The 4,119-nt window shown below is 55.9% G+C and carries 1 protein-coding gene, 1 tRNA gene and 2 rRNA genes; 3 read left to right on the plus strand and 1 reads right to left on the minus strand.

Translation table 11 applies throughout. The features are described from left to right. The first annotated feature begins 32 nt into the window (after positions 1–32). The 3 genes from NKJ81_RS28685 (at position 33) to NKJ81_RS28695 (ending at position 3,249) form a co-directional block, all read left to right on the plus strand. Positions 33–2,831 (plus strand): 23S ribosomal RNA (locus tag NKJ81_RS28685). Between the two features lie 96 nt (positions 2,832–2,927). Next, positions 2,928–3,042: ribosomal RNA gene (gene rrf / locus NKJ81_RS28690) — 5S ribosomal RNA — on the plus strand. Between the two features lie 130 nt (positions 3,043–3,172). Further along, positions 3,173–3,249 (plus strand) — tRNA-Met (locus NKJ81_RS28695). A 112-nt stretch (positions 3,250–3,361) separates the two neighbouring features. On the opposite strand, the gene tnpC is transcribed toward NKJ81_RS28695, so the two are convergent. Further along, positions 3,362–4,119, minus strand: a 758-nt coding sequence (tnpC, locus tag NKJ81_RS28700) for an IS66 family transposase (RefSeq protein WP_352542491.1), incomplete at its 5' end; no start/stop codon positions are given.

Below are 4,119 nucleotides of genomic sequence, written 5' to 3' on the forward strand. Positions count from 1 at the left end.
AGATCGCGCAGGTGGGCATTGGCAATGAGAACGATCAAGTGTCTTAAGGGCAATTGGTGGATGCCTTGGCATGCACAGGCGATGAAGGACGTGATACGCTGCGATAAGCTACGGGGAGGTGCGAATACCCTTTGATCCGTAGATTTCCGAATGGGGAAACCCACCTAAGGTACTTGGAAAATCAGAGCAGCAGGGCAACTTGCTGCTGTGGTTTCCAAGTATCGATAATAGGTAACTTACCCTGAATAAAATAGGGGTAAAGTGGCGAACGCGGGGAACTGAAACATCTAAGTACCCGTAGGAAAGGACATCAACCGAGACTCCGGAAGTAGTGGCGAGCGAACCCGGACCAGGCCAGTGGCGATGATGAGACAAGCGGAACCTTCTGGAAAGTAGGGCCATAGTGGGTGACAGCCCCGTACGCGTAATGCAAATCATCGTCCTCGAGTAAGGCGGGACACGTGAAATCCTGTCTGAAATTGGGGGGACCACCCTCCAAGCCTAAGTACTCGTGCATGACCGATAGCGAACTAGTACCGTGAGGGAAAGGTGAAAAGCACCCCGACAAGGGGAGTGAAAGAGTACCTGAAACCGATTGCCTACAAACAGTGGGAGCCCGCAAGGGTCACCACGTACCTTTTGTATAATGGGTCAGCGACTTAGTGTGACGAGCAAGCTTAAACCGATAGGTGTAGGCGCAGCGAAAGCGAGTCTGAACAGGGCGTTCAGTTCGTCGCATTAGACCCGAAACCGAGTGATCTAGCCATGAGCAGGTTGAAGGTAAGGTAACACTTACTGGAGGACCGAACCCATAACTGTTGCAATAGTTCGGGATGACTTGTGGCTAGGGGTGAAAGGCCAATCAAACTCGGAAATAGCTGGTTCTCCGCGAAATCTATTTAGGTAGAGCGTCGACCGAATACCCCAGGGGGTAGAGCACTGGATGGGCTAGGGGTCCTCACCGGATTACCAAACCTAACCAAACTCCGAATACCTGGGAGTAATAGTCGGCAGACACACGGCGGGTGCTAACGTCCGTCGTGAAAAGGGAAACAACCCTGACCTACAGCTAAGGTCCCCAAGTTATGGCTAAGTGGGAAAGGATGTGAGGATCCCAAAACAACCAGGATGTTGGCTTAGAAGCAGCCATCATTTAAAGAAAGCGTAACAGCTCACTGGTCTAAATAAGGGTCTTTGCGCCGAAAATGTAACGGGGCTAAAGCCATACACCGAAGCTTAGGGTTTGCAGCAATGCAAGCGGTAGCGGAGCGTTCTGTAAGCTGATGAAGCCATACCCGTGAGGGGTGGTGGAGGTATCAGAAGTGCGAATGCTGACATGAGTAACGTAAGGGGAGTGAGAGACTCCCCCGCCGAAAGTCCAAGGGTTCCTGCTTAAAGCTAATCTGAGCAGGGTTAGCCGGCCCCTAAGTCGAGGCAGAAATGCGTAGACGATGGGAACCACGTTAATATTCGTGGGCCTGGAGGAAGTGACGGATCATTGAGGTAGTCCAATCTTATCGGATTGAAAGGGCTGCTGCGTGGTTCCAGGAAATAGCTCCTCCTTATAGACCGTACCCGAAACCGACACTGGTGGACTGGTAGAGTATACCAAGGCGCTTGAGAGAACTATGCTGAAGGAACTCGGCAAATTGCACGCGTAACTTCGGAAGAAGCGTGACCCTTTCATGCGCAAGCATGGGAGGGTGGCACAGACCAGGGGGTAGCGACTGTTTATCAAAAACACAGGGCTCTGCGAAGTCGCAAGACGACGTATAGGGTCTGACGCCTGCCCGGTGCTGGAAGGTTAAGAGGAGGGGTGCAAGCTCTGAATCGAAGCCCCAGTAAACGGCGGCCGTAACTATAACGGTCCTAAGGTAGCGAAATTCCTTGTCGGGTAAGTTCCGACCTGCACGAATGGCGTAACGACTTCCCCGCTGTCTCCAGCATAGACTCAGTGAAATTGAATTCCCCGTGAAGATGCGGGGTTCCTGCGGTTAGACGGAAAGACCCCGTGCACCTTTACTATAGCTTTACATTGGCATTCGTAGTGGCATGTGTAGGATAGGTGGTAGGCTTTGAAACCTGGGCGCCAGCTCAGGTGGAGCCACCCTTGAAATACCACCCTTATCACTATGGATGTCTAACCGCGGCCCGTTATCCGGGTCCGGGACAATGTATGGTGGGTAGTTTGACTGGGGCGGTCGCCTCCTAAAGAGTAACGGAGGCGCGCGATGGTGGGCTCAGAACGGTCGGAAATCGTTCGCTGAGTGCAATGGCATAAGCCTGCCTGACTGCGAGACTGACAAGTCGAGCAGAGACGAAAGTCGGTCATAGTGATCCGGTGGTCCCGCGTGGAAGGGCCATCGCTCAACGGATAAAAGGTACGCCGGGGATAACAGGCTGATGACCCCCAAGAGTCCATATCGACGGGGTTGTTTGGCACCTCGATGTCGACTCATCGCATCCTGGGGCTGGAGCAGGTCCCAAGGGTATGGCTGTTCGCCATTTAAAGCGGTACGTGAGTTGGGTTCAGAACGTCGTGAGACAGTTCGGTCCCTATCTGCCGTGGGTGTAGGAATATTGAAAGGATCTGTCCCTAGTACGAGAGGACCGGGATGGACGGATCTCTGGTGGACCTGTTGTGGCGCCAGCCGCATAGCAGGGTAGCTATATCCGGACGGGATAACCGCTGAAGGCATCTAAGCGGGAAACCCACCTTAAAACGAGTATTCCCTGAGAACCGTGGAAGACGACCACGTTGATAGGCCGGGTGTGGAAGAGCGGCAACGCTTGAAGCTTACCGGTACTAATAGTTCGATCGGCTTGATCGTTCTCATTCCTAATGCCCATTTCTGGTGACAATCCTTGGATTGCGCCGAGATGGATGGCACAGAATACAGCTTCTCGAGCAACGTGCGTTTTGCCGACCTGGTGGTTATGGCGGAGCGGCTGCACCCGATCCCATTCCGAACTCGGCCGTGAAACGCTCCAGCGCTGATGGTACTTCGTCTCAAGACGCGGGAGAGTAGGTCGCTGCCAGGTCTGCCAAGCGCACGTTGTTTAATCTTCTCCTTACGAACAGGCCCGCCAACGGGATATCGGGCCGCGCAAGCGGCCCTTTCATTTGGCGGAAGCTTGAATCCAGTGAGCCAAGGCTTACTTCTAGGGTTGACGCGGGGTGGAGCAGCCCGGTAGCTCGTCAGGCTCATAACCTGAAGGTCACAGGTTCAAATCCTGTCCCCGCAACCAAATTCGAAAACGGCCCGCCTTGTGCGGGCCGTTTTCGTATGGGCTGAAGTACGGCGACAGGACACTTTAGCATTCCGCGGCCAATTTTTCGTAAGCGGGTAGCTGATGCCGTTCAGCGATGGTAGTTCCAAGGCATGAGCGCCTCGATAGCGCTGTTTGGCCAGCCATTGGCGATGCGCTCGAGGGTCTGGGTGAGCCAGGCGTGCGGATCGACCTGGTTCATCTTGGCGGTGGTCAGCAGCGTGGCGATGGTGGCCCATGTCCGTCCGCCGCCGTCGCTGCCAGCGAAGAGGCTGTTCTTTCGGGTAATTGTCTGTGGCCTGATGGCGCGCTCGACGGTGTTGGAGTCGATTTCGATGCGGCCGTCGGTGAGGAAGCGCTCGAGCGCGGCACGCCGGCCGAGCGCATAGCGGATCGCCTCGGCGGGCTTCGATTTTCCCGACAGCTTCGGCAGCTCCTTTTCCCACAGCGCAAAGAGAGCGGCAACGACGGCGGCGGATTTCTCCTGACGCGCAGTTATCCGTACTGCCGGGTCCTGGCCGCGTACGGCCTCCTCGGCGGCCCACAGTGGGGCCATCTGCGCCACCGTCTGCGAGGCGATAACGGAGGAGCCTGCGGCATGCAGTTCGTAGAACTTGCGCCGCACGTGCGACCAGCACGCCGCCAGCGTCACGCCGTCGTTGCCCCGATCGGATCGGGCCAGCCGGTTATAGGCCGCGTATCCGTCGACTTGCAGGATGCCGCGATAGCCGTCCAGATGACGGGCGACACATTCGCCGGCGCGGCTGTCCTCGAAGCGATAGACAACAATGGGCGGTCCACTGCCGCCAAAGGGCCGATCATCGCGGACATAGGTCCAGAGGTAGGCCG

This window comes from Mesorhizobium sp. M0018, from assembly GCF_040323955.1.
In the GTDB taxonomy this organism is placed as follows: domain Bacteria; phylum Pseudomonadota; class Alphaproteobacteria; order Rhizobiales; family Rhizobiaceae; genus Mesorhizobium.